This is a genomic window from Prevotella sp. P3-122 (assembly GCF_002251365.1).
Classification (GTDB): Bacteria; Bacteroidota; Bacteroidia; order Bacteroidales; family Bacteroidaceae; genus Prevotella.
The window spans coordinates 1-265 of record NZ_NPJH01000009.1 but is presented as its reverse complement, the minus strand read 5'-3'; the positions used below and the strand labels follow the sequence as shown (position 1 = coordinate 265).

General features: G+C 50.6%; 1 rRNA gene. It reads right to left on the bottom strand.

Annotated features, from left to right (window positions below):
* Window positions 1-127: 127 nt before the first annotated feature.
* Window positions 128-265: ribosomal RNA gene (locus CIL02_RS16520) — 23S ribosomal RNA — on the bottom strand; the annotation flags it as partial.

Here is a 265-nt window from a genome sequence, read left to right as displayed (position 1 = left end):
TTTGCTCGGAATGGGAAGAGGTGGGACCCCGCCGCTATAACCACCTGATAATTTCCTCCTGCCCTCAAACAGCAGGTGACTATCGCACACAAGCAAGACCATAAGAAACACATACCGAAAATAATCGCACTCAAAAGACTTCGGGCAATTAGTAGCGCTCGGCTTTGACGTCACCGTCTTTACACCTGCGCCCTATCAACGTCATCGTCTGTGACGACCCTTATGAGGAGTTCTAATCTTGCGGCTGGCTTCGCACTTAGATGCG